The sequence below is a fragment of the Pseudomonas sp. C9-3 genome (assembly GCF_032392015.1).
GTDB lineage: Bacteria > Pseudomonadota > Gammaproteobacteria > Pseudomonadales > Pseudomonadaceae > Pseudomonas > Pseudomonas nitroreducens.
This window is the reverse complement of the sequence record NZ_CP135919.1, coordinates 3,763,713-3,787,600: the sequence shown is the minus strand read 5'-3', so window position 1 is coordinate 3,787,600 and position 23,888 is coordinate 3,763,713. Positions and strand designations below refer to the sequence as shown.

Annotated in this window: 20 protein-coding genes and 3 tRNA genes; 20 read left to right on the top strand and 3 right to left on the bottom strand. The window is 65.2% G+C overall.

Annotation, left to right across the window (positions count from 1 at the left end):
* Window positions 1–26: 26 nt before the first annotated feature.
* Window positions 27–920 (bottom strand): LysR family transcriptional regulator, encoded by an 894-nt coding sequence (locus RS899_RS17105; protein ID WP_024766911.1) that lies wholly within the window; start codon window positions 918–920, stop codon window positions 27–29.
* Window positions 921–1,086: 166 nt separating this feature from the next.
* Here RS899_RS17105 and leuC point away from each other — a divergent pair, with 166 nt between their 5' ends.
* The 20 genes from leuC to RS899_RS17005 all read left to right on the top strand — a co-directional run bounded on the left by leuC (window position 1,087) and on the right by RS899_RS17005 (window position 21,440).
* Complete coding sequence (gene leuC, locus RS899_RS17100) at window positions 1,087–2,514, top strand: 3-isopropylmalate dehydratase large subunit (RefSeq protein WP_315807659.1); 1,428 nt, start codon at window positions 1,087–1,089, stop codon at window positions 2,512–2,514.
* An 11-nt stretch (window positions 2,515–2,525) separates the two neighbouring features.
* Window positions 2,526–3,170, top strand: coding sequence for a 3-isopropylmalate dehydratase small subunit (gene leuD / locus RS899_RS17095; protein WP_315807658.1), 645 nt, complete (start codon window positions 2,526–2,528; stop codon window positions 3,168–3,170).
* Window positions 3,171–3,205: 35 nt separating this feature from the next.
* A complete protein-coding gene (locus tag RS899_RS17090; protein ID WP_054909167.1) occupies window positions 3,206–3,970 on the top strand; it encodes a class I SAM-dependent methyltransferase in 765 nt (254 codons plus the stop codon).
* An 87-nt stretch (window positions 3,971–4,057) separates the two neighbouring features.
* Window positions 4,058–5,140 (top strand): 3-isopropylmalate dehydrogenase, encoded by a 1,083-nt coding sequence (leuB, locus tag RS899_RS17085; protein WP_024766915.1) that lies wholly within the window; start codon window positions 4,058–4,060, stop codon window positions 5,138–5,140.
* Between the two features lie 80 nt (window positions 5,141–5,220).
* Complete coding sequence (gene asd, locus RS899_RS17080) at window positions 5,221–6,333, top strand: aspartate-semialdehyde dehydrogenase (RefSeq protein ID WP_024766916.1); 1,113 nt, start codon at window positions 5,221–5,223, stop codon at window positions 6,331–6,333.
* Between the two features lie 275 nt (window positions 6,334–6,608).
* The gene (locus RS899_RS17075; RefSeq protein ID WP_315807657.1) at window positions 6,609–7,778 is read left to right on the top strand and encodes a FimV/HubP family polar landmark protein; all 1,170 of its coding nucleotides are present in this window, start codon (window positions 6,609–6,611) and stop codon (window positions 7,776–7,778) included.
* 94 nt (window positions 7,779–7,872) lie between these two features.
* Window positions 7,873–8,883: an aspartate-semialdehyde dehydrogenase gene (locus RS899_RS17070; RefSeq protein WP_315807656.1), complete on the top strand. Its 1,011-nt coding sequence runs from the start codon at window positions 7,873–7,875 to the stop codon at window positions 8,881–8,883.
* A gap of 167 nt (window positions 8,884–9,050) precedes the next feature.
* Window positions 9,051–11,942 (top strand): FimV/HubP family polar landmark protein, encoded by a 2,892-nt coding sequence (locus RS899_RS17065; RefSeq protein ID WP_315807655.1) that lies wholly within the window; start codon window positions 9,051–9,053, stop codon window positions 11,940–11,942.
* A gap of 19 nt (window positions 11,943–11,961) precedes the next feature.
* The gene (truA, locus tag RS899_RS17060) at window positions 11,962–12,819 is read left to right on the top strand and encodes a tRNA pseudouridine(38-40) synthase TruA (protein ID WP_054909170.1); all 858 of its coding nucleotides are present in this window, start codon (window positions 11,962–11,964) and stop codon (window positions 12,817–12,819) included.
* A 57-nt stretch (window positions 12,820–12,876) separates the two neighbouring features.
* Window positions 12,877–13,500: a phosphoribosylanthranilate isomerase gene (locus RS899_RS17055; protein ID WP_315807654.1), complete on the top strand. Its 624-nt coding sequence runs from the start codon at window positions 12,877–12,879 to the stop codon at window positions 13,498–13,500.
* A gap of 238 nt (window positions 13,501–13,738) precedes the next feature.
* Window positions 13,739–14,614 carry an acetyl-CoA carboxylase, carboxyltransferase subunit beta gene (gene accD, locus RS899_RS17050; protein WP_054909172.1) on the top strand — a complete coding sequence of 292 codons (876 nt, stop codon included), beginning with the start codon at window positions 13,739–13,741 and terminating at the stop codon, window positions 14,612–14,614.
* Complete coding sequence (folC, locus tag RS899_RS17045; protein ID WP_315807653.1) at window positions 14,611–15,891, top strand: bifunctional tetrahydrofolate synthase/dihydrofolate synthase; 1,281 nt, start codon at window positions 14,611–14,613, stop codon at window positions 15,889–15,891. The genes accD and folC overlap by 4 nt, the downstream gene beginning before the upstream one ends.
* Before the next feature lie 22 nt (window positions 15,892–15,913).
* The gene (locus RS899_RS17040) at window positions 15,914–16,582 is read left to right on the top strand and encodes an SPOR domain-containing protein (RefSeq protein ID WP_315807652.1); all 669 of its coding nucleotides are present in this window, start codon (window positions 15,914–15,916) and stop codon (window positions 16,580–16,582) included.
* Between the two features lie 104 nt (window positions 16,583–16,686).
* Window positions 16,687–17,229 carry a CvpA family protein gene (locus RS899_RS17035; RefSeq protein ID WP_138525869.1) on the top strand — a complete coding sequence of 181 codons (543 nt, stop codon included), beginning with the start codon at window positions 16,687–16,689 and terminating at the stop codon, window positions 17,227–17,229.
* Window positions 17,230–17,335: 106 nt separating this feature from the next.
* Entirely contained in the window at window positions 17,336–18,841 is a 1,506-nt protein-coding gene (purF, locus tag RS899_RS17030; protein WP_037015408.1) for an amidophosphoribosyltransferase, read from the top strand.
* A gap of 11 nt (window positions 18,842–18,852) precedes the next feature.
* Window positions 18,853–20,064: an O-succinylhomoserine sulfhydrylase gene (locus RS899_RS17025; protein WP_054909176.1), complete on the top strand. Its 1,212-nt coding sequence runs from the start codon at window positions 18,853–18,855 to the stop codon at window positions 20,062–20,064.
* 2 nt (window positions 20,065–20,066) lie between these two features.
* A complete protein-coding gene (locus RS899_RS17020) occupies window positions 20,067–20,828 on the top strand; it encodes an SDR family oxidoreductase (protein WP_267919113.1) in 762 nt (253 codons plus the stop codon).
* A gap of 271 nt (window positions 20,829–21,099) precedes the next feature.
* A tRNA-Val gene (locus RS899_RS17015) sits at window positions 21,100–21,175 on the top strand.
* A gap of 15 nt (window positions 21,176–21,190) precedes the next feature.
* Window positions 21,191–21,267: transfer RNA gene (locus RS899_RS17010), tRNA-Asp, on the top strand.
* Window positions 21,268–21,363: 96 nt separating this feature from the next.
* Window positions 21,364–21,440, top strand: a tRNA-Asp gene (locus tag RS899_RS17005).
* Window positions 21,441–21,692: 252 nt separating this feature from the next.
* Here RS899_RS17005 and RS899_RS17000 read toward each other — a convergent pair.
* Both RS899_RS17000 and RS899_RS16995 read right to left on the bottom strand, forming a co-directional pair.
* A complete protein-coding gene (locus RS899_RS17000; protein ID WP_315807651.1) occupies window positions 21,693–22,730 on the bottom strand; it encodes an AraC family transcriptional regulator in 1,038 nt (345 codons plus the stop codon).
* On the bottom strand, window positions 22,727–23,845 hold the full coding sequence (locus RS899_RS16995) for a carbon-nitrogen hydrolase family protein (protein ID WP_315807650.1): 1,119 nt from the start codon (window positions 23,843–23,845) through the stop codon (window positions 22,727–22,729). The genes RS899_RS17000 and RS899_RS16995 overlap by 4 nt, the downstream gene beginning before the upstream one ends.
* Window positions 23,846–23,888: the final 43 nt, after the last annotated feature.

Below are 23,888 nucleotides of genomic sequence, written 5' to 3'. Positions count from 1 at the left end.
TTCTAATTCTGTCAGAACAATAGAGGTTAGGCCGCGACAGGTGCAAGCCCCGCCGCCTGGGCGTCGAGCAGGCGCATGAAGGCCCGCGCGGCGTTGGACAGGGTGCGCTCGGTATGCAGGATATAGCCGAGCTGGCGGCTGAGCTGGATGTCCTGCAGTGGCAGGCGTACCACGCTGTCATCCAGCATCGTACGCGGCAGTACGCTCCAGGCCAGGCCGATGGAGACCATCATCTTGATGGTCTCCATGTAGTTGGTGCTCATGCCGATGTTCGGCGTCAGGCCCTCGGCTTCGAACATGCGCCGCACGATGTGGTGGGTGAAGGTGTTGCCGCCGGGGAATACCGCCGGGTGCCGCGCCACGTCGGCGAGGAATACCGGGCCCTGTACCGACAGCGGGTGCTCGGGGGCGGCGACAAAGTCCAGCGGGTCATCCCAGACCGGCACGGCGCGCACCGGCTCGGCGGTTTCCGGCGCCAGGGTGATCACGGCCAGCTCGGCGCGGCCATGGAGAATCTCTTCGTAGGCCACTTCCGAGTCGCAGAACTGGATATCCAGCGCGACCTGCGGGTGGGCCTTGGTGAAGGCGCGCAGCAGCGGCGGCAGGCGGTGCAGGCCGATGTGGTGACTGGTGGCCAGGACCAGCCGGCCGCTCACCTCGCCGTTGAGGTTGGTCAGGGCGCGGCGGGTGTCGTCCAGCACATTGAGGATCTGGTAGGCACGGGGCAGCAGGGCGCGACCGGACTCGGTCAGGGTCACCTCGCGGCCTACGCGGTCGAACAGGCGCACCCCCAACTGGTTCTCCAGGGCGGCGATGCGCTTGCTGATCGCGGGCTGCGTCAGGTGCAGGCGCTCGCCGGCTTCGGAGAAGCTGCCGGACTCGGCGATGGCGAGGAAGGTGTTGAGGCTGGTCAGGTCCATGTCGACTCCCTGCGCTCTGGATGCGGCGCCAGACTTTTATATCGCACCGTATTCCTCGTGGGAATCCTTTGGATAAAAAATATGAATTTGAGTTATTCGACGACAACCCATAGCATCATCCTCACAAGCCCTAGGGGCATAGAAAGACGCTGATGAGGACTCTCTGATGGCCGGCAAGACGCTCTACGACAAACTCTGGGAAATGCACGAGGTGAAGCGCCGTGACGATGGTTCGTCGCTCATCTACATCGACCGCCACATCCTTCACGAAGTGACTTCCCCGCAGGCCTTCGAAGGCCTGCGCCTGGCGGGTCGCAAGCCGTGGCGCATCGACGCGAACATCGCCACCCCGGACCACAACGTGCCGACCACCCAGGCCGAGCGCAAGGGCGGCCTCCAGGCCATCGCCGACGAAGTGTCGCGTATCCAGGTCCAGACCCTGGACGAGAACTGCGATGACTTCGGCATCCTCGAATTCAAGATGAACGACGTCCGCCAGGGCATCGTCCACGTGGTCGGCCCGGAGCAGGGCGCGACCCTGCCGGGCATGACCGTGGTCTGCGGCGACTCGCACACCTCGACCCACGGCGCCTTCGGTGCGCTGGCCCACGGCATCGGCACCTCCGAGGTGGAGCATGTGCTCGCCACCCAGTGCCTGGTTGCCAAGAAGATGAAGAACATGCAGGTCCGCGTGGAGGGCAAGTTGCCCTTCGGTGTGACCGCGAAGGACATCGTTCTCGCGGTGATCGGCAAGATCGGCACCGCGGGCGGCAACGGCCATGCCCTGGAGTTCGCCGGCAGCGCCATCCGCGACCTGTCCATGGAAGGCCGCATGACCATCTGCAACATGTCCATCGAGGCGGGCGCCCGCGTCGGCATGGTGGCGTGCGACGAGAAGACCATTGAGTACGTGAAGGGCCGTCCGTTCTCGCCGCAGGGCGGTGATTGGGACAAGGCCGTGGAGGCCTGGAGCGACCTGGTTTCCGATGCCGATGCGCACTTCGACACCATCGTCGAGTTGCGTGCCGAGGACATCAAGCCGCAGGTCAGCTGGGGCACCTCGCCCGAGATGGTCCTGGCTGTCGACCAGAACGTGCCGGACCCGGCTGCCGAAGCCGATGCGGTCAAGCGCGACTCCATCACCCGTGCCCTCAAGTACATGGGCCTGAACGCCAACCAGGCGATCACCGATATCCAGCTGGACCGCGTGTTCATCGGCTCCTGCACCAACTCGCGCATCGAAGACCTGCGCGCCGCCGCCGCCGTGGCCAAGGGCCGCAAGGTTGCCTCCACCGTGAAGCAGGCGCTGGTCGTGCCAGGCTCTGGCCTGGTGAAAGCCCAGGCCGAGCAGGAAGGCCTGGACAAGATCTTCATCGAAGCAGGCTTCGAATGGCGTGAGCCGGGCTGCTCCATGTGCCTGGCGATGAACCCGGACCGCCTGGAAAGTGGCGAGCATTGCGCTTCCACCTCCAACCGCAACTTCGAAGGCCGCCAGGGTGCCGGCGGTCGTACTCACCTGGTGAGCCCGGCGATGGCCGCTGCCGCCGCGGTGACCGGTCGTTTCATCGACGTACGTGAATTGATGCAGGCCTGAGGAGACCGAACATGAAAGCCTTTACCCAGCACACCGGTCTCGTTGCGCCGCTCGACCGCGCCAACGTCGACACCGACCAGATCATTCCCAAGCAATTCCTCAAGTCGATCAAGCGCACCGGCTTCGGCCCGAACCTGTTCGACGAGTGGCGCTACCTGGACGTCGGCCAGCCGAACCAGGACAACTCCAAGCGTCCGGTGAACAAGGACTTCGTCCTCAACTTCCCGCGCTTCCAGGGCGCCAGCGTGCTGCTGGCCCGTGAGAACTTCGGCTGCGGCTCCTCCCGTGAGCACGCGCCGTGGGCGCTGGACGAGTACGGCTTCCGCACCGTGATCGCGCCGAGCTTTGCTGACATCTTCTTCAACAACAGCTTCAAGAACGGCCTGCTGCCGATCATTCTGAAGGATGAAGAAGTGGACGAGCTGTTCGCCCAGTGCGAATCCACCGAGGGTTACCAACTGACCGTCGACCTGGCCGCACAGACCGTGACCCGTCCGGATGGCAAGCAGTACAGCTTCGAAGTGGACGCGTTCCGCAAGCACTGCCTGCTCAACGGCCTGGACGACATCGGCCTGACCCTGCAGGACGCCGACGCCATCCGCAGTTTCGAAGGTGGCTATAAACAGCAGCAACCCTGGTTGTTCCGCGACGCCTGATGGCGCCGTAGCAACCGCAAGCCAAGGAGAAAGCCATGACCCAGAGTCGCCACGAGCAAGTGGTCCAGCGCCAGTTCGGCGCCCAGGCCAACGCTTACCTGACTAGTGCCGTCCACGCCCAGGGCGAAGAATTCGCCCAACTGCGCGAGCGACTGTCGGCGACTACCGGTGCGCGTGTGCTGGATCTGGGTTGCGGGGCAGGGCACGTAAGCTTCAACGTCGCGCCACTGGCTGGCGAGGTTGTGGCTTACGACCTGTCCCAGCAGATGCTCGACGTGGTGGCTTCTGCCGCCGCCGAGCGCGGCCTGGGCAACATCTCCACGCGTTGTGGCGGCGCCGAGCAGTTGCCGTTCGAAGAGGGTGAGTTCGACTTCGTCTTCAGCCGCTATTCCGCGCACCACTGGCGGGATGTTGGCCAGGCGCTGCGCGAAGTGCGCCGGGTGCTCAAGCCGGGCGGCGTGGCCTGCTTCATCGATGTCGCGGCGCCGGGCTTGCCTCTGCTGGACACCTATCTGCAGACTGTCGAGGTTCTGCGCGACACCAGCCACGTGCGTGACTACTCGCCGTCGGAGTGGGCGCGCCTGGTGGGCGAGGCTGGGCTTGCGGTGACCGCTGCCAAGCGCCAGCGACTGCGCCTGGAGTTCACCTCCTGGGTCGAGCGCATGCGTACGCCCGACGTGATGCGCCAGGCCATTCGTGCCCTGCAGCTTTCGATGGGCGACGAGGTGCGCGAGTATTTCGAGATCGACGCCGAGGGCTCTTTCAGCACTGACGTGCTGGTGCTCTGGGCCGAGCGCTGATTTCAGCTTTTTGACCGCTCCGGGTGGCGCGAGCCGCCCGGAGCGTTACGTTTTTTGCCAAGCGACTTTTATAAAGTGAGCAGAGAGATGAGCAAACAGATTCTGGTTCTCCCCGGCGACGGTATCGGCCCGGAAATCATGGCCGAAGCGGTCAAGGTGCTGGAGCTGGCCAACGACAAGTTCGCCCTGGGCTTCGAGCTGACCGAAGACGTGATCGGCGGCGCCGCCATCGACAAGCACGGCGTACCGCTGGCCGACGAGACCCTGGAGCGTGCGCGCAACTCCGACGCCGTCCTGCTGGGCGCCGTGGGCGGCCCGAAGTGGGACAAGATCGAGCGTGACATCCGCCCTGAGCGCGGCTTGCTGAAAATCCGTTCGCAACTGGGCCTGTTCGGCAACCTGCGCCCGGCCATCCTCTACCCGCAGCTGGCTGATGCCTCCAGCCTGAAGCCCGAAGTGGTCGCCGGCCTGGACATCCTCATCGTCCGCGAGCTGACCGGCGGCATCTACTTCGGCCAACCGCGCGAGCAGCGCGTACTGGAGAACGGCGAGCGCCAGGCGTACGACACTCTGCCGTACAGCGAAAGCGAAATCCGCCGCATCGCCCGCGTCGGCTTCGACATGGCCCGCGTGCGCAACAAGAAGCTGTGCTCGGTGGACAAGGCCAACGTCCTGGCTTCCAGCCAGCTGTGGCGCGAAGTGGTCGAGGAAGTCGCCAAGGACTACCCGGACATCGAGCTGTCGCACATGTACGTGGACAACGCTGCAATGCAGCTGGTCCGTGCGCCCAAGCAGTTCGACGTGATGGTGACCGACAACATGTTCGGCGACATCCTGTCGGATGAGGCTTCCATGCTCACCGGTTCCATCGGCATGCTGCCTTCTGCCTCGCTGGATTCGAACAACAAGGGCATGTACGAGCCTTGCCACGGTTCCGCGCCGGACATCGCCGGCAAGGGCATCGCCAACCCGCTGGCGACCATCCTCTCGGTCTCGATGATGCTGCGTTACACCTTCAACGAAGGCGCCGCCGCCGACGCCATCGAGAAGGCCGTGAGCCTGGTCCTCGACCAGGGCCTGCGCACCGGTGACATCTGGTCCGAAGGCTGCACCAAGGTCGGTACCCGCGAAATGGGCGATGCGGTAGTCGCGGCTCTGCGGAATCTGTAATCTGTCCGGCTCGCTCGTTCCCGCGCTCTTGTAGGAAAGCGGGAACGACGGCCCTCTAAATATTTGAAGGTGTAGTAGCGATGAAGCGTGTAGGTCTGATCGGTTGGCGTGGCATGGTGGGTTCGGTGCTCATGCAGCGGATGCTGGAAGAGCGGGACTTCGACCTGATCGAGCCGGTGTTCTTCACCACCTCCAATGTGGGTGGCGAAGGCCCGTCCATTGGCAAGGACATTGCCCCCCTCAAGGACGCCTACAGCATCGAGGAACTGAAAACCCTCGACGTCATCCTGACCTGCCAGGGCGGCGACTACACCAGCGAAGTCTTCCCCAAGCTGCGCGAAGCCGGCTGGCAGGGCTACTGGATCGACGCCGCCTCCAGCCTGCGCATGCAGGATGACGCGGTCATCGTCCTCGACCCGGTCAACCGCAAGGTCATCGACAACTCGCTGGATGCCGGCACCAAGAACTACATCGGCGGCAACTGCACCGTCAGCCTGATGCTGATGGCCCTGGGCGGCCTGTTCGAAGCCGGCCTGGTCGAGTGGATGTCCGCCATGACCTACCAGGCGGCCTCCGGCGCCGGCGCGCAGAACATGCGCGAGCTGATCAAGCAGATGGGCGCCATCAACGCCTCCGTTGCCGATGACCTGGCCAACCCGTCCAGCGCCATCCTCGACATCGACCGCAAGGTCGCTGAGGCCATCCGCAGCGACGCCATGCCGACCGAGAACTTCGGCGCACCGCTGGCCGGCAGCCTGATCCCGTGGATCGACAAGGAACTGCCCAACGGCCAGAGCCGCGAAGAGTGGAAAGGCCAGGCGGAAACCAACAAGATCCTCGGTCGCTTCAAGAACCCGATCCCGGTCGACGGCATCTGCGTGCGCATCGGCGCCATGCGCTGCCACAGCCAGGCGCTGACCATCAAGCTGAACAAGGATGTCCCCATCGCGGACATCGAAGGCATGATCAGCCAGCACAATCCCTGGGTGAAACTGATCCCCAACCAGCGCGAGATCAGCATGCGCGAACTGACTCCGGCGGCCGTTACCGGCACCCTGAGTGTTCCGGTGGGCCGTCTGCGCAAGCTCAACATGGGCTCGCAGTACATCGGTGCCTTCACCGTCGGCGACCAGTTGCTGTGGGGCGCTGCCGAGCCGCTGCGCCGTATGCTGCGCATCCTGCTCGAGCGTTGATCCGCTCTGCGTGACCTCACGACGCCGGCCCAGTGCCGGCGTTGTGCTTTCTGGAACACGAGAAGTTCCCCTTGTGTAGGTGAACCGCCGCACAAAAACGCCAGCCCGTGTCACTGCCGGCTCTTTGGCGCCAGTTTCTGTGACGCACCCGCAAAAGCCACCGGGAACCAGTCGCTATCCTCGCAGCCCGTCCATGGGGACAGGTTCTGGCGCGCCCTTTCGCGCCGGCCGACGGCAAGCAAGCAGCGGGGGAGAGGATGGCTCGGTTACACAGATTGTGGTTGGCAACGGCGGTGGCGGCGGCTTTCCTGCCGGGCATGGCGGGCGCCCTTGAGCTGGGCGACATTTCCTCGCGGGCGGCGCTGGGGCAGAACCTTTCGGCCAATATCGATCTGCGCGGTGCGGCTGACATGAGCTCCGAAGACGTCGTGGTGAGCCTGGCCTCGGCCGAGGACTTCGAGCGCCTCGGGGTGGACCGCAACGTGGTCACCAGCGGGCTGAAATTCACCCCTGATATCGGCAAGAACGGCCGTGGCGTCATTCATGTCAGCTCGAACAGGCCGATTCGCGAGCCGTACGTGAACTTTGTCCTGCAGGTCGTCTGGCCGCAGGGGCGCCTGGTTCGTGAGTTCACCCTGTTGCTGGACCCGCCGTCCTATGTAGCCAGCCCCGTGACGCCGCCGGCCATTGCGCCGGTTGCTGCTGTTCGTGCGCCGCAAGCGCAACCGTTGGCGCCTTCTGTGGCCAATGCGCCGGCTGACAGCTATCGCATCCAGCGCAACGACGCGCTGTGGGACATCGCCTCGCGCAATCGCCCATCCGGCGGCGTCTCGGTCATGCAGACCATGGCGGCGATGCAGCGGATGAACCCCGATGCCTTCGTCGACGGCAACATCAATCGCCTGAAGGTCGGCCAGGTACTGCGTCTGCCCAGCGAACAACAGGTTCGCGAGCAGAGCCATGCCCAGGCAGTGGCCCACGTGGAAACCCAGAATTCTCAGTGGAAGGCCAAGCGCAATCCGCAACTGGCGCAGCAGGAGCGCCAACTGGACGCGACCCACAAGGCAGAGGCTGGCAGTGCGCCGGCGAAGGCCGATGAGCGCGACAACCTGCGTCTGGTCTCCGGTCAGCCGGGTAAAGATAAAGGCAAGGTGGAGGCCGAGCAGTTGGCCGTTGCCCAGGAAGGCCTGGACAGCGCACGCCGTGAAGGCGAGGAACTGCGCAGCCGGATTTCCGACCTGGAAAGCCAGACCCAGAAGTTGAACAAGCTGATCGAGTTGAAAGACTCGCAGATCGCCGGCCTGATCGCGCGACTGGCCGAGCAGGATCGCGCCAAGGCCCAGGCCGCCTCGCCAGCGGGCAATCCCCAGGCAGCGGCAGGCGAGGTCGCCCAGGCATCCGCAGGGTTGACCGCTCAGGCCGCCGGGGGCGAGCCGCGCCCCTGAGCTGCGGCGATAGGCGGCGGGGCGCTCGATTGCTTCGCCGCCGGTGGGGGCAGTAAAGTGCTGCGCTACTTTTCCCACCGATTGTGAGACCCCGATGCCTGAAACACTCGACATCGCCGTAGTTGGCGCCACAGGACTCGTTGGCGAGGCTTTGGTCGAACTGCTGGAAGAGCGCGACTTCCCCGTCGCCAACCTGTATCTGCTGGCCAGCGGCGAATCCGCCGGCAAGTCGATAGGCTTCCGTGGGCGCAACATCCGGGTCGGCAAGCTCGATGATTTCGACTTCGCCAAGGTGCGCCTGGCGTTCCTCTCCGTGGGCGCCGAAGCTGCTGCCGACTGCGCCGCCCGCGCCAGCGAGGCTGGCTGCAGTGTGATCGACCTCAGTGGTGCCTCGCTGAACAATGCCGCCGCGCTGCTGGCCCAGGCCTGCGTGAATGGCGATGCCATCGAAACCCTGCAGCTCCCCGCCCTGATTGCGGCGCCGGCAGCGCCCGCCGCCGAGGTGGCCGAGGTGCTCGCGGCGCTGCGCGGCGTGCTGGAGCTTCGCCAGGTCAATGTGGCTGCCTGCCTGTCCGCCTCTGCGCTGGGGCGCGAGGGGGTACAGGAGCTGGCGCGGCAGACTGCCGAGCTGCTCAATGCGCGCCCGCTGGAGCCGCGCCTGGTGGATCGCCAGTTCGCCTTCAACATGCTCGCGCAGTTGGGTGGCGTCGACGAGCGGGGCCATTCCGCGGTGGAGCGTCGCATCGCGGCGGAGCTCGCAAGGCTGTTCCCCGAGCTGGAGCATGGCCTGAGCGTGACCTGCAGCGTGGCCCCGGTTTTCTTCGGTGATGCCCTGATGCTGACCATCAAGGCTGCGGCCCCGGTTTCCCTGCCCGATGTCAGCGCAGCTCTCGAGGCGGCTGACGGCATTGAGCTGGTGGAAGACGATTACCCGACTGTCATCGGCGATGCACAGGGGCAGGATACGGTTTACGTCGGTCGCCTACGGACCGGTCTGACAGATTCGTGCGAACTGAATTTGTGGATTGCGTCAGATAATGTGAGAAAAGGCGCAGCCCTAAATGCTGTGAACTTGGGCGAATTGTTGATAAAACACTATCTGTAAAAGATACTTACCGAATATTTGAAGAAGTATTCTAGCTTGGCAATACTGGCCGGGAACGTCGCTGACAGGGGAAGCACTGCCGTGAAAACGGCGGGTGTAGTGGGCAGCGGCGCCCGATAGACGTTGTTCTAATCCAGAAAAAAGCTATTAAAACAAGGGATTACTATATGGTCCGGCTTCGCAAACTGGTGCAGGCAATCGCAGCTGCTTCGGCACTGACCTCGGGCATGGCGCATGCGCTGGGGTTGGGAGACATCCACCTGCGTTCGGCGCTGAACCAGCCGCTGGATGCCGAAATCGAGCTGGTCGAAGTTCGTGACCTGTCCGCGGCCGAGGTGATCCCGAAGCTGGCTTCTCCGGAAGACTTCAACAAGGCCGGCGTCGACCGTCAGTACTTCCTGACCGGGCTGAAGTTCACCCCCATCGTCAAGCCCAACGGCAAGAGTGTCATTCGCGTGACCTCCGACCGGCCGGTGCAGGAACCCTACCTGAACTTCCTCGTGGAAGTGCTCTGGCCCAATGGTCGACTGCTGCGCGAATACACCGTGCTGCTGGACCCGCCGCTGTATTCCCCGCAAACCGCCGCTGCCGTGCCGCGCGCGCCGATGGCCGTCCCTGCCCCGGTGGTGCGCCCGTCCGCCACGGCTGCGCCCCGACTTGCCGCCGCTCCCGCCCGCAGCGCCGCTCCGGCCCCGGCCCCGGCCCCGGCTGCCGCGTCGCGCCGCCTGGAAGGCAACGAATACCGCACCGGCAAGAATGACACCCTCTGGGACATCGCTGCCCGTGCGCGCCCGGACGGCAGCGTATCCGTCCAGCAGACCATGCTGGCGATCCAGGACCTCAATCCCGACGCCTTCCTCGGCGGCAACATCAACCGCCTGAAGAGTGGCCAGGTGCTGCGCCTGCCCGATGCGGAGCAGATCAAGGCCCGCACCCAGCCGACCGCCGAGACCGAAGTCAAACAGCAGTACACCGCCTGGCGCGAGGGCCGCAGCCTGCCCACCGGCGGTACCCGTCAGCTGGACGCCACTCCCCGCGCCAACGCCGGTAACGCTCCGGCCCAGGCCGAAACCAAGGACAGCCTGCGCCTGCTCTCCGGCGAGAACGGCAAGGCCAAGGGTGGCGACAAGGGCAGCAAGGATGGTCAGGCCGTCGCCGACAAGCTGGCCGTCACCAAGGAAAGTCTCGACAGCACCCGTCGCGAGAATGACGAGCTGAGCAGTCGCATGACCGACCTGCAGAGCCAGATGGACAAGCTGCAGAAGCTGATTGCGCTGAAGGATGCGCAGCTGGCGAAGCTGCAGAACGAATTGGGCAATGACAAGAGTGCCGCCAACGGCGCCGCTGTCGTGCCGGCTCCGGTGCCGGGCGCCGAACCGTCTGCTCAGCCCGCAACTCCGCCGGCTCCGGCGGTTGCAGAACAACCGGTCGCCCCGGCTCCCGCTGGCGACGCAGGCACTCCGCCAGCCCCGGCCGCCGAGGCCCAGCCGCAACCCGCACCGACGCCCGCTCCGGTCGCCCCTGCACCCGAAGCGCAGAAGCCCAAGCCGGCGCCTGCTCCGGTGGCTGCTCCGGTTGAGCAGGCCCAGACCAGCATCGTCGACGAGATCCTCGCCAATCCGATCTGGCTGGGTGCCATTGCCGGTAGCGCGCTGCTCGCCCTGCTGGTCCTGCTGATGATCATTTCCCGCCGTCGCGCCGCCAAGGAGCAGGAAAGCCTCGCTGCCTACGCCGGTGACGACGAGCCGCACCTGGACGATGACCTGGCTCTCGCCGGCAGCGAGCTGGATACCCTCGATGTGCCGCAGGCCGCCGAAGTCGCTGCCCCGACACAAGCTGCGCCCGAGCGCGTTGCCGCACAGACCAGCGATGCGCTGGGCGAGGCGGACATCTACATCGCCTACGGCCGCTTCAACCAGGCTGCCGAACTGCTGCAGGGCGCCATCTACGATGAGCCGCAGCGCGCCGACCTGCGCCTGAAGCTGATGGAGGTCTATGCCGAGATCGGTGATCGAGAAGGCTTCGCCCGCCAGGAAAACGAGCTGCGCGAGATCGGCGGTGCCGAACCGCAAGTGGAACAACTGAAATCCCGCTACCCGGGCATGGTCACCCTGGCAGCAGTGGGTGGCGGCCTGGCCGCAGCGGCGGCGGCTTCCGACGATGGACTCGACGGATTCAGCCTGGACGACTTCACCATCGATTCCCCGGCTGCCGCCGCGGAGCCCGCTGCGCAGCCCCATGGTGGCCTGGACGATGCCTTCGACCTGGCGCTCGACGACCTTGACCTGGGCGAAGACAAACCTGCCGCTCCGGCCGCCCAGCAGAACGACGATCTGTCCTTCGGCAGTTTCGACCTGGATGACGACCTGAGCCTGGGCGGTTCGCCGGCCCAGGCGCCGAGCGCCAAGGCCGAGGACGACTTCGCCTTCGACCTGGACCTGCCGGAAGAGTCGGTAGCCAAGGTCGAGGCTCCGTCGCTGGCGGACGATCTGGGCGACTTCTCCCTGGACCTGGACAAGGATCTGGAGAAAGACACCCGTGCTACCCTGGCATCGGCGGAAGACGACTTCCTGCTGGGCCTGGACGACGACACCGCTTCGCTGTCCGGCGTGAGCCCCGAGGAGTTCAGCCTGGATATCGACAGCAAGGCGCCGCAGGCCGACGACCTGCCGGACGACTTCGACCTGTCCCTGGCGGATGACGAACCGGCGCCGGCCAAGGCCGATGACAGTTTCGCCGCACAGCTGGACGAGGTCAGCGCCGAACTGGATCGCCTGTCGTCGCAGAACGACGAGCCGCAGGCTCCCGTTGCCGCGCCGCTGGCCGAAGACAGCTTCGCCGCCAGCGACCTCGACCTGCCGGGCGAGGGTGCCGATGACGAAGACGATTTCGACTTCCTCTCCGGCGCCGACGAAGCGGCCACCAAGCTCGACCTGGCGCGTGCCTACATCGACATGGGCGACACTGAAGGCGCCCGCGACATCCTCGATGAAGTGCTCACCGAGGGTAACGACAACCAGCAGCAGGAAGCTCGCGAACTGCTCGGGCGTATCGCCTGAGCCGGAAGGCTCCAGATAGATGATTGAAGCAGTACCCTCAGCGGCGGCCGAATCGGCCGCCGTTGGCGTTTCCAGGATTGCCCTGGGCGTCGAATTCAAAGGCTCGCGATATCGCGGTTGGCAGCGCCAGGAAAATGGTGTGCCGACCGTGCAGGGCGCGCTGGAAAAAGCCCTGTCCCGGGTGGCGGATCACCCGGTCTCGCTGATGTGTGCTGGCCGTACCGATGCGCTGGTGCACGCGAGCGGGCAGGTGGTGCATTTCGATACCACCGCCGAGCGCTCGCTCATCGCCTGGGTCATGGGCACCAATGCCAACCTGCCCAACGATATCAGCGTGACCTGGGCCAAGGTGATGCCGGCACATTTCCATGCGCGCTTCACCGCTATGGCAAGGCGCTACCGCTATGTGATCTACAACGACCAGATCCGCCCGGCACACATGGCCGAGGAGGTCACCTGGAACCACCGTCCGCTGGATGTCTCGCGCATGCGCGAGGCAGCCAAGGCGCTGGTCGGCACCCACGACTTCACCTCGTTCCGCGCGGTGCAGTGCCAGGCCAAGTCGGCGATCAAGACCGTGCATCACCTGGAGGTGATCGAGCACGGGCGCTTCATCGTGCTGGATGTCCGCGCCAACGCCTTCCTGCATCACATGGTGCGTAATTTTGCCGGCATGCTGATGACTATTGGCGCCGGCGAGCGCCCGGTGGAGTGGGCAGCTGAGGCGCTGGCTGCGCGCGACCGGCGCGCCAGCGGCATCACCGCGCATCCGTACGGACTGTACCTGGTGAGTGTGGAATACCCGGAAGAGTTCGTGTTGCCCGAGCGCTACCTGGGGCCACATTTCCTTTCAAGTTTGCCGGATGTCGTTGGCTGACGTTGCCAGGGTCATTTGCTACCATCGATCGATCACTTGCCTGAAGGTTGCTGCATCTTGTCTGCCGTTCGCATCAAAATCTGCGGTATTACCCGAGTCGAGGATGCCCTGGCAGCCGCCGAGGCGGGCGCTGACGCCATCGGCCTGGTGTTCTACGCCAGGAGTCCGCGTGCGGTGAGCATCCAGCAGGCCAGGGCAATCGTTGCGGCGTTGCCGCCCTTCGTCAGCACCGTCGGCCTGTTCGTCGATGCCAGCCGTTGCGAATTGGGGGAAATCCTCGATGCGGTGCCTCTGGACGTACTGCAGTTCCACGGTGACGAAACGCCCGAAGCCTGCTCTGGCTGGCACAAGCGTTATCTCAAGGCCCTGCGGGTAAAGCCGGGCGACGACGTGGCGGCGCAGATCGCCAGCTATCCGCAGGCCAGTGGTTTCCTCCTCGATACCTACGTGGAGGGCGTCCCTGGTGGAACCGGGCAGGCTTTCGACTGGTCCCTGGTGCCGAAGGATGTGGGGCGCCCACTGATCCTGGCGGGTGGCCTGACGGTTGCCAACGTGGCCGAAGCCATCGCCCAGGTGCGGCCATACGCCGTGGATGTGAGCGGCGGGGTGGAGGCGAGCAAGGGGATCAAGGATGCGCAGAAGATCCGCGATTTCATCGCCCAGTGTCGGTCGGTGGCTTGACGCGGAATCTTCATGTGACGACGAGCGGCCCGCCGCCGTCCACTACCCAATCGCTGCACGGCAGCGTTGGGACTCGTTGGCGGCTACCGTCGGCGACCCAGTGGTGTATTCATGGCGACGCCTCGGCGGCGCCTTTGTTTGCGAGGGGTTCCGGCCTTGAGGTCGGTACCGCGACGATGAATTTGCTCAGGGGCAGGCGCCGTCCATCGCACCGCGCCCCTGCACTGGAGATGTAAGCATGAGCAACTGGCTGGTAGACAAGCTGATCCCTTCCATCATGCGTTCCGAGGCTAAGAAGAGCTCGGTACCGGAAGGCCTGTGGCACAAGTGCCCGTCCTGCGAAGCGGTGCTGTACCGTCCGGAGCTGGAAAAGACCCTCGATGTCTGCCCCAAGTGCGATCACCACATGCGTATCGGCGCGCGCGCGCGCATCGACATCTTCCTCGATGAGGAAGGTCGCGAGGAGCTGGGTGCCGAGCTGGAGCCGGTGGACCGCCTGAAATTCCGCGACAGCAAGAAGTACAAGGACCGCCTGACCGCTGCGCAGAAGGATACCGGCGAGAAGGACGCGCTGATCTCCATGAGCGGCAAGCTGATGGGCATGCCGGTGGTGGTCAGTGCCTTCGAGTTCTCCTTCATGGGCGGCTCCATGGGCTCCGTCGTCGGCGAGCGCTTCGTGCGCGCCGCCAACTACGCACTGGAAAACCGCTGCCCGATGATCTGCTTCTCCGCCTCGGGTGGCGCGCGCATGCAGGAAGCGCTGATCTCCCTGATGCAGATGGCCAAGACCTCCGCCGCGCTGGCCCGGCTGCGCGAAGAGGGCATCCCGTTCATCTCCGTGCTGACCGACCCGGTTTACGGCGGTGTTTCCGCCAGCCTGGCGATGCTCGGCGACGTGATCGTCGGCGAGCCGCGCGCCCTGATCGGCTTCGCCGGTCCGCGCGTGATCGAGCAGACCGTGCGCGAGAAGCTGCCCGAAGGCTTCCAGCGCAGCGAGTTCCTGCTGGAGCACGGCGCCATCGACATGATCGTTCACCGTGCCGAGCTGCGTCCGCGCCTGGCCAAGGTGCTCGCCAAGTTCACCCACACTCCAAGTACCGCACTCGCAGGATGACCCAACGTACCCTTGCCGACTGGCTCAGCTACCTCGAACAACTCCACCCCACGGCAATCGACATGGGGCTGGACCGCTCCCGTGAAGTAGCCGGCCGGCTTGGCCTGGGGCGCCCAGCACCCCGCGTGGTGACCGTCACCGGCACCAACGGCAAGGGTTCCACCTGCGCCTTCCTCGCCGCCATGCTCGGCGAGCAGGGCCAGCGGGTCGGCGTGTACAGCTCGCCGCACCTGCTGCGTTACAACGAGCGCGTGCTCATCGATGGCGCCGAAGCCAGCGATGAAGCGCTGTGCGAAGCCTTCGCCGCCGTCGAGGCGGCGCGCGGCGAAATCTCCCTGACCTACTTCGAGATGGGCACTCTCGCGGCCTTCTGGCTGTTCGAGCGCGCCAACCTCGATGCCGTGGTCCTGGAAGTCGGCCTGGGCGGCCGCCTGGATGCGGTCAACCTGATCGACTCCGATGTTGCCGTGGTCACCAGCATCGGCATCGACCATGTCGACTGGCTGGGCGATACCCGCGAAAGCGTGGCCTTCGAGAAAGCCGGCATCTTCCGCACCGGCAAGCCTGCCGTGTGTGGCGACCTGGAACCGCCGGCGCCGATTCTGGAGCAGGCTCGCCAGCTGGGCTCGCCGCTGGTCCTTCGTGGTCGCGATTTCGACCTGGCGATGGGCGAGGGCGATTGGCACTGGCGTGGCCGCTCCGCTTCGGGTGAAGCGCTGAGTCTGCACAACCTGCCGCTGCTCGACCTGCCGATGGAGAACGCGGCGCTGGCGCTGCAGGTCTATGCCTTGCTGGACCTGCCATGGCAGCCCGATTCACTGGCCGCCGCGCTGCTACGTACCCGGGTCACCGGGCGCCTGGATCGGCGCACCGTGCAGTGGCACGGCGAGGAGCGACACTTGCTGCTCGACGTCGGGCATAATCCGCACGCCTCGCAATACCTGGCCAGTCGCCTGCGCGCGACGCCGCCCAAGGGCGTGCGCCACGCGGTATTTGGCCTGCTGGCGGACAAGGATCTCGACGGCGTACTGGAACCCGTGCTCGGCTTGGTGCAGGATTGGGCCGTCGCACCGTTGCCCACCGGTCGCAGCCGTCCGGCGCAGGAGCTGGAGGCAGCACTACAGGCGCGCGGGGCGCAGGTCAGTTGTCATGGCGATATCGCCGCGGCGCTGGTAGCGCAGTGCGATGCAGCAAGCACCGATGACGAGATTCTGGTGTTCGGTTCGTTCTACAGCGTGGCGGATGCCCTGGAGTGGCTCGCCAAGGCTGCTCAATAAGAGACCAAAGGGGAGTTGTTGCATGGCGTTGCTCGATAAGGGGCTCAAGCAGCGGGTAGTCGGAGCGCTGGTGCTGCTGGCGCTGGCGGTGATCTTCCTGCCGATGCTGTTCTCCCGCGAGGATGAAGTACGCCAGGTCGTGGTCGAGGCGCCGGTGATGCCCAAGCCGCCGGCCATGCCGACGGTCGAGGTGCAGCCCACCGAGGTTCCCGAGCCGCAGGCCGAAGACGCCGACAACGGTGTGCCGCCTGCCGATACGGCGGCTGCGCAGGCGCCTTCCGCGCCGATTGCCAGCTTGCCGGCCCAGCAGTCCCAGCCCGCCCAGCCCAAGGCTCCGGCTCCGCAGCCAGTTGCGCCCAAGCCTGCTGCCCCCGCTCAGCAGCCCGCCCAGGCCAGTGTCGCTCCGGCCGCGCCGGCGCAACAGCCGGCCCAGCGCCTGGACAGCAACAACCTGCCGGTGAGCTGGTCGGTGCAGTTGGCCAGCCTGTCCAACCGCGCCCGCGCCGACGAGCTGCAGAAGTCCCTGCGCAGCCAGGGCTATAACGCCTACGTGCGCAGCTTTGATGGCATGAACCGGGTGTTCGTCGGTCCGGTGGTCGAGCGCGCCGAGGCGGACCGCCTGCGCGACCAGCTCGGCAAGCAGCAGAAGCTCAATGGCTTCGTGGTGCGTTTCCAGCCTGAACGTGGCTGAGTTGGTTCGTTAGCTTCTCTCAATCAGCCCCATGGCAAACTGGGGCTCTTCTAAATCGAAGGCCTCTGCTAAAATGCGGGGCCTTTCCGTTTCTGGGCCGCAACGTGGCATTTACCTGGGTCGATTGGACGATGATCGGCATCATCGTCATTTCCAGCCTGATCAGCTTGAGCCGTGGTTTCGTCAAGGAAGCCCTGTCGCTGGTCACCTGGATCGTAGCCGGTGCGGTCGCCTGGATGTTCGGCGGCGCGCTGGCCGAGCATCTCGCACCCTATATTCAGCTGCCCTCGGGGCGCGTCATCGCCGCTTGCGCTCTTCTTTTCGTCGTCACGCTGTTGCTGGGCGCACTCGTCAATTTCCTCATCAGCGAGCTGGTGCGGGTGACCGGCATGTCCGGCACCGACCGAGTGCTCGGCATGGTGTTCGGCGGCGCCCGAGGCGTGCTGCTGGTGGTTCTGCTGGTGGGCCTGCTGAGCCTTGCACCGGTGCAACAGGATCCGTGGTGGCAGCAATCGGTGCTGATGCCGCATTTCCTGATGGTCGCCGATTGGTCGAAGAACTTCATCCTGACTTTTGCCGGGCAGTGGATGTCCGGCGTGACCATCACTCCGCCATCGGGAGTGGGGTCTTTGCTGCCGGCCCAATGACGGGCGGGCAGAGGCGACGGGTAGCCGTCGCCGCTATGGCAGGTCCGGTGGATACTGCCGAATACGGAATTGTTTTAGCCTGAACACCAACTAGGGGTTGCGTCGCATGTGTGGCATCGTCGGTATCGTGGGCAAGTCGAACGTCAATCAGGCGCTGTATGACGCCCTCACCGTTCTCCAGCATCGTGGCCAGGACGCTGCGGGGATCGTCACCTGTCAGGACGACCGTCTGTACCTGCGCAAGGACAACGGCCTGGTCCGTGACGTCTTCCAGCAGCGCCACATGCAGCGCCTGGTCGGCAAGATCGGCATCGGCCACGTGCGCTACCCCACAGCGGGCAGCTCCAGTTCCGCCGAGGCCCAGCCGTTCTACGTCAACTCGCCGTACGGCATCACCCTGGCGCACAACGGCAACCTGACCAACGTCGAGCAGTTGGCCAAGGAAATCTACGAGTCCGACCTGCGCCACGTGAACACCAACTCCGACTCGGAAGTGCTGCTCAACGTGTTCGCCCATGAGCTGGCGGTGCGCAACAAGCTGCAGCCCACCGAGGAAGACGTCTTCGCCGCCGTTGCCGGCGTGCATGCGCGTTGCGTTGGCGGCTACGCCGTGGTGGCGATGATCACCGGCCACGGCGTCGTCGGTTTCCGCGATCCGCATGCCATCCGCCCGATCGTCTTCGGCCAGCGCCACACCGAAAACGGCGTGGAATACATGATTGCGTCGGAAAGCGTGGCGCTGGACGTCCTCGGCTTCACCCTGATCCGCGATCTCGCGCCGGGCGAAGCGGTGTACATCACCGAGGAAGGCAAGCTCTATACCCGCCAGTGCGCGGCCAACCCGCAGTACTCGCCGTGCATCTTCGAGCACGTCTACCTGGCACGTCCGGACTCCATCATCGATGGCATCTCGGTCTACAAGGCACGCCTGCGCATGGGCGAGAAGCTGGCCGACAAGATCCTTCGCGAGCGTCCGGACCACGACATCGACGTGGTCATCCCGATCCCGGATACCAGCCGCACCGCCGCGCTGGAGCTGGCCAACCGTCTGGGTGTGAAGTTCCGCGAAGGCTTCGTGAAGAACCGCTACATCGGCCGTACCTTCATCATGCCCGGCCAGGCCGCGCGCAAGAAATCGGTGCGCCAGAAGCTCAATGCCATCGAGCTGGAATTCCGCGGCAAGAACGTGATGCTGGTGGACGACTCCATCGTGCGCGGCACCACCTGCAAGCAGATCATCCAGATGGCCCGCGAGGCCGGCGCGAAGAACGTCTACTTCTGCTCCGCCGCTCCCGCCGTACGCTACCCCAACGTCTACGGCATCGACATGCCGAGCGCCCACGAACTGATCGCGCACAACCGCAGCACCGAGGAAGTCGGCGAGCTGATCGGCGCCGATTGGCTGGTGTACCAGGACCTGCCGGACCTGATCGAATCCACCGAGGGCGGCAAGATCAAGATCGAGCACTTCGACTGTGCCGTGTTCAACGGTGAGTACGTTACCGGCGACGTCGACGAGGCCTATCTGAACAAGATCGAGCAGGCGCGCAACGATGCGACCAAGACCAAGGTCGCCGCAGTCAGCGCCATCATCGATCTGTATAACGACTAAGGAGAGCAGGCATGGCTCAGGATTGGGAAGCCGGCCGGCTGGACAGCGACCTCGAGGGTGTCGGTTTCGACACCCTGGCGGTGCGTGCCGGCCAGCGCCGCACCCCGGAAGGTGAGCATGGCGAGGGCCTGTTCACCACTTCCAGCTACGTGTTCCGCAGCGCCGCCGACGCGGCCGCGCGTTTTGCCGGCGAAGTGCCGGGCAACGTCTATTCGCGCTACACCAACCCTACGGTGCGTACCTTCGAGGAGCGCATCGCTGCGCTGGAAGGCGCCGAGCAGGCGGTGGCGACGTCCACCGGTATGTCGGCGATCCTTTCCCTGGTGATGAGCCTGTGCAGTGCCGGCGACCACGTGTTGGTCTCGCGCAGCGTGTTTGGCTCGACCATCAGCCTGTTCGAGAAGTACTTCAAGCGTTTCGGCATCGAGGTGGACTACCCGCCGCTGAGCGACCTGAAAGCCTGGGAAGCGGCGTGCAAGCCGAACACCAAGCTGTTCTTCGTCGAATCGCCGTCCAACCCGTTGGCCGAGCTGGTGGACATCGCCGCGCTGGCCGAGATCGCGCATGCCAAGGGAGCGCTGCTGGCAGTGGACAACTGCTTCTGCACCCCAGCGTTGCAGCAACCGCTGAAACTGGGCGCGGATGTGGTGATCCACTCGGCGACCAAGTACATCGACGGCCAGGGCCGCACCATGGGCGGCGTGGTGGCTGGTCGCCGCGCGCAGATGGAGCCCGTCGTCGGTTTCCTGCGCACCGCCGGCCCGACCCTCAGCCCGTTCAACGCCTGGATCTTCATCAAGGGCCTGGAAACACTGCGTGTGCGCATGCAGGCCCACAGTGCCTCGGCCCAGCAAGTCGCCGAATGGCTGGAGCAACAGCCGGGCGTCGAGCGCGTCTACTACTCCGGCCTGCCCAGTCATCCGCAGCATGAGCTGGCCAAGCGTCAGCAGAAGGGCTTCGGCGCGGTGGTGAGCTTCGAGGTGAAAGGTGGCAAGGACGCGGCGTGGCGCTGCATCGACGCTACCCGAATGATCTCCATCACCACCAACCTGGGCGACACCAAGACCACCATCGCCCACCCGGCTACCACCTCCCACGGTCGCCTTTCGCCGGCCGAGCGCGAGAACGCCGGCATCCGCGACAACCTGATCCGCGTTGCCGTTGGCCTGGAGGATGTCGACGACATCAAGGCCGATCTGGCGCGAGGCCTGGCGGCACTGTGAGCATGGCTGACATCCTCGGCAACGGGCGTGTCGTCCTGGTCACCGGGGCGGCGCACGGCATCGGCCTGGGCATCGCCGCCTGGCTGGTCGCCGAGGGCTGGCAGGTGGTGCTGGCGGATATCGATCGTGAGCGCGGGCCGAAAGTGGCCGCAGCGCTCGGCGAGCGCGCCAGCTTCATCGCCCTGGACGTGGCCAATGAAGGGCAGGTTGCAGCAGCGGTGGCCGAGTTGATCGGCCAGTTCGGTCGTCTCGACGCGCTGGTGAGCAATGCCGCTATCGCGCGGCCACATAATACGGCGCTCGAAAGCCTGGGCCTGAACGAGTGGAACCGCACGCTGGCGGTGAATCTCACGGGGCCGATGCTGCTGGCCAAGCACTGTGCGCCCTATCTGCGTGGGCACAGCGGTGTCATCGTTAACATCGCTTCCACCCGCGCGCACCAGTCCGAGCCGAATTCCGAAGCCTATGCGGCGAGCAAGGGCGGGTTGCTGTCGCTGACCCACGCCCTGGCCAGCAGCCTGGGTCCGGAGATTCGCGTCAACGCGATTTCCCCCGGCTGGATCGACGCTCGCGACCTGCGCGAGCGCGAAGCCGAGCCTCTGACCGAGCTGGACCATGATCAGCATCTGGTCGGCCGCGTCGGTACGGTGGAAGACATCGCTGCGGCAGTGTCCTGGCTGGTCAATGGCGATGCCGGTTTCGTTACCGGCCAGGAGCTGGTGATCGACGGCGGCATGACGCGCAAGATGATCTACCTCGACTGAGTGTCGGGTGTGGAAGAGGAGGGCGGCCCGCGGGTCGCCCTTTTTCTTTTGTGGCTCTCCGACTCCGAGCGAGGGCTGTTCGCGAGCAAGCCCGCTCCTACAGGGTCAACCTCGCGAGCGCTCTTGTAGGAGCGAGCTTGCGCACGAACCTGGAGCCGCGCCGGGGGCGCTAACCGCACGCTGAACTTTTTTTGCGGAAAATGAAAAAAAGTTCAATCAGGGCATTGACTTAGGATTCGTCGGCTGTAGAATGCGCCCACTTCGAGACGAAGGGTGATTAGCTCAGCCGGGAGAGCATCTGCCTTACAAGCAGAGGGTCGGCGGTTCGATCCCGTCATCACCCACCACTCTCGCAGTTACGCGCAGCGGTAGTTCAGTCGGTTAGAATACCGGCCTGTCACGCCGGGGGTCGCGGGTTCGAGTCCCGTCCGCTGCGCCATTTCCCCCTCCTTGGTTCCTACCCCGAACCGGCTTGTCGAGTGATTCACTCCAGGCGCAAGGAGGTTGCTGTACCGGACGAAAGTCCAACCGACACGCAGCGGTAGTTCAGTCGGTTAGAATACCGGCCTGTCACGCCGGGGGTCGCGGGTTCGAGTCCCGTCCGCTGCGCCATATTCGAAAGCCCTCAGGTAGCGATACCTGAGGGCTTTTTCGTTTCTGTCCGAAAAGTCCTGACGTTGTCCTGTAAAACGCTGTCACAGGTCGTTCACCTTTGGCGTCTAGCTTTTTTCCCGTGGTCTTTGCTAAAACCGGATCGAACGGTCAGGAGAAAAGCCAATGGACGACTATCAGGAAGAACTGCTGGAGCTGCATGCCGTGGAACAGGATTTGCCGGAGCCGGCCGACGACGCCACGGAGATGTGATCAGGCGCTGTGGCGCTGGGCGCGGCGGAACTCTCCCGGCGTTTGCCCGCTCCAGCGCTTGAAGGCGCGCTGGAAGGCCTCTGCGGAGGCGAAGCCGAGCAGGTAGGCGATTTCGCCGAAAGCCAGGTCGGTGTCGCGGATGTAGATCATCGCGAGGTCGCGACGGGTGTCGTTGAGGATGCTGCGGAACTGCGTGCCTTCCTCCGCCAGCTTGCGGCGTAGCGTCCAGGTCGGCAGCTTCAGGCGGGCGGCGACTTCCTCCAGGTCCGGCTCGCGTCCGTTAAGCATCGGCCCCAGCAACTGGGCGACGCGCTCGCGCAGGCTGCGTGTGCGGGTCAGTTGCTCCAGTTCCTTCTCGCAGATTTCCAGCAACTGCCGCCAGGTGCTCGGGCAGTGGTCCGGGTTGCCGCGTGCCAGGGTCGACAGGTCCAGGCGCAACTGGTTGTGCGCCGCACCGAACTCCACCGGGCAACCCAGCAGCTCCTCGAAGCGCGGGGCCCAGGCGGGTGCCGGATATTCGATCTCGATTTTCTCCGGGCGCAGAGCCTGCGCGCCGATGCTGCCGAGCATGCTCACCCAGCCGGCGAGCACCGAATCCACCACGAAGCGGTTGTAGGCGTTGTACGGGCTGATGGAATAGAAGCGCAGCCAGGCGCCGCTGGCGTCCTCGATGAAGCTGCTCTGGCCGCGGTAGTTCTGTGCGTACAGCGGCTCGAAGCGGATCAGCGCACGTGCCGCCGCACGCAGGTTGGGCGCTTGCGCGGCGGTGACACCGGCCAGGCCGCTCTGGCTCGGTCGACTCAGCTGGCCCATGCGCAGGCCGAGGGCGGGGTTGCCGCTCTGCTGGATAGCCGCATGGCCCAGGCGCATGTAGCGTGGGATCGACAGGCGAGCGCCCGGTTCGCCCAGGCGCGCGGCGTCCAGCCCGTATTGTTGAAGCAGTGGCTGCGGCGCGATACCGCTTTCCGCGAGAGCGTCGGCGAGGCTGTGGACAAAGCCGACCGACAGATCGCCCAGCCGCATGGTTGGGCGGCTCATAGCCAGAGGTTGATCAGGCGCGCGCCGGGCCCGTCGGGCGCCAGGGTGTGGCTGTCGCCGCTGACCACCAGGCTGCGGCCGTCGCTGCCCAGGTCCCACAAGTGGCCGCGCATGAACACGGTGATGCCGGCATGGGCGCCGCTTTCGCCGAGGCGGCCGGCCAGGGCAAGGCGCTCCCAGGCTTGGCCTTCGGTCAGTTCGCCGGGCTTGAGCGTCACATCGCTCGGTGTCGGCGCGCCGTTGTAGCCCTTCCAGGGCTTGCTCCAGTTGCCGTTGCCGGTGAGGAAAGCAGGCACGGCGACGATATCGGGCTTGTTCGTCGCCAACGCCTCGTAGCTCGCCGGGAACCAGCTGTCGGCGCAGACCAGCACGCCCAGGCGTCCGGCCGGAGTCTGCAGGACCTGCAGGTCGTCGGGATCGCCGCCGCGGGTGAAGCCTTTCTCGTCGTCGATGGGGAAGAGTTTGCGCTGCGGCTTGCCCAGCGGCAGGCCGTCGCTACCGAAGACCTGGCTGACGTTGTAGAGGCGGCCGTTGCCGGTACGGATCTGCCCTTCGACGATGCGCGGGTTGGGCAGCACGATGGACCCGGCGACGATGGTCACGCCGAATTCCTTGGCCAGCCCGCCAAACAGTGTCTGGTAGTCATGTGCCATGTCTACCGCCTTCATGCGGAACAGGGCGTCCGCCATGCGGTCCTCGCCCTTGGCGCCGAGCCAGCCGCGCGCGAGCTTGAGCGGGTTGCTGGCGGCCATCCATTCCATGGCCTCGGTCAGGTGCTCGGTCTGGTAGACCTCGGGCTTCTCGCCAGCGGCCACCAGCCAGGTGCCGATGTGCTCGGGGAACACCACGACGGTACGCGAGTTGATCAGCCCTTCGTCGCGGGCCTTGGCCAGGTAGGCACGGAATTTCAGACGCAGGCGTTCGGCGCTCTGGTAGTCCTGGGTGAAGAGTTCCGGCTGGACACCCAGCAGGTTGCCGCGCTCGGACGGCTGGCCCTGGTTGATTACCACCTGGCTGCGCAGGTCGGACAGGTAGTGGCCCACCGGGCGACGCTCCGCCCAGCCGGCATAACCGGCGAAGAGGATGACCAGAACGAGGAAGATCAGCTTGCGCATAAAGGACGGGTACTCATGGGGTGCCCCACAGGGTAGGGGCTGC